This window comes from Streptomyces sp. NPDC058955 (assembly GCF_042741435.1).
Classification (GTDB): domain Bacteria; phylum Actinomycetota; class Actinomycetes; order Streptomycetales; family Streptomycetaceae; genus Streptomyces.
Window position 1 is genome coordinate 1 of sequence record NZ_JBHYKM010000245.1, and the last position, 1,394, is coordinate 1,394.

Here is a 1,394-nt window from a genome sequence, read left to right on the forward strand (position 1 = left end):
CGGCGGGGGGGGGCGGTTTCACCCCGGGGGGCCGGTGATCCGGGGGGGGGGGAGCCCCCCCGGCGCCGTTCTCACGTCCCCACGCGCGCGTTCGTCAGCTGTCGCCGGTGCGCTCGCCGAGGACGACCGTCGTCTTCGCCTCCTTGCCGTCGCGCTCGTAGGTGATCTCCACCGAGTCGCCCGGCTTGTGGGTCCAGATCTCGCTGATGAGGGACGGGCCGCTGTCGATCGGGTGGTCCCCGAAGCCCGTGATCACGTCACCGGCCCGCAGGCCCGCCTTGGCCGCCGGGCCGTTCGGCGTCACCGACGCCGTGCCGCCCGCGCCCTGCTGGGCGATGGTCGCGCCCTCGCCCTTCTCGTTCATGTTCACGGTCGCGCCGATCACCGGGTAGACCGGCTTGCCGGTCTTGATCAGCTGCTCGGCCACGGCCTTCGCCTGGTTGACCGGGATCGCGAAGCCGAGGCCGATCGAGCCCGCCTGCGACTGGCCGAAGCCGCCGCCGGTGGACTGGATCGCCGAGTTGATGCCGATCACCGCGCCGCTCGCGTCCAGCAGCGGACCGCCCGAGTTGCCCGGGTTGATCGACGCGTCCGTCTGCAGGGCGCTCATGTACGAGTTGCTGCCGCCGCCGTCGCCCGAGGCCACCGGGCGGTTCTTGGCGCTGATGATGCCGGTCGTCACCGTGTTGGAGAGGCCGAAGGGCGCGCCGATCGCGATCGTCGAGTCGCCGACCGCCACCTTGTCCGAGTCGCCGAGCGGCAGCGGCTTCAGCCCCTTCGGGGCCTCCTTCAGCTTGAGCACGGCCACGTCGTAGCCCTCGGCCCGGCCGACGACCTCGGCGTCGTACGTCCTGCCGTCCGAGAAGGTCGCGGAGAGCGTGCCGCCCTCGGCCGCCGACGCCACCACGTGGTTGTTGGTGACGATGTGGCCCTCCTGGTCGTAGACGAACCCGGTGCCGGTGCCGCCGTCGCCCTGCGCGTCGCCCGACTTCGCCTGGATGGTGACCACGCTGGGCAGCGCCTTCGCGGCGACCGCCGCGACCGTGCCCGGGTCCCTCTTGAAGGAGGCCGGGGCCTCGCCCGAGGAGACCGTCGTCGACGCCGGGCCGTCGTCCTCGCGCTGGGCGGCCCAGTAGCCGATGCCACCGCCGATGCCGCCCGCCACGAGCGCCGCCACCAGGACGGCCGCGACGAGCCCGCCGGAGCGCTTGCGCGGGGCGGGCTCCACCGGCGGGGCCGGCACGGGCTCGCCCCAGGCCGGCACGGTCGGCGGCGCCGGCGGCCCGGCCCCCCCGCCCGCGGCCGCCCCCCCGGGGGCGGGGGCCGGGGGCGCGGCGCCCCGCGGCGGGGGGGGGGGGGGCGCGGGGGGCGGGGGCGGGGGCGGGGCCGCCCGC

1 protein-coding gene is annotated in these 1,394 nt (G+C 76.4%); it reads right to left on the reverse strand.

Translation table 11 applies throughout. The annotated features are described in order from the left end of the window. Positions 1 to 94: 94 nt before the first annotated feature. Positions 95 to 1,394: S1C family serine protease (locus ACFW1I_RS38355; RefSeq protein WP_384678808.1), on the reverse strand; the 1,300-nt coding region annotated here is incomplete at its 5' end.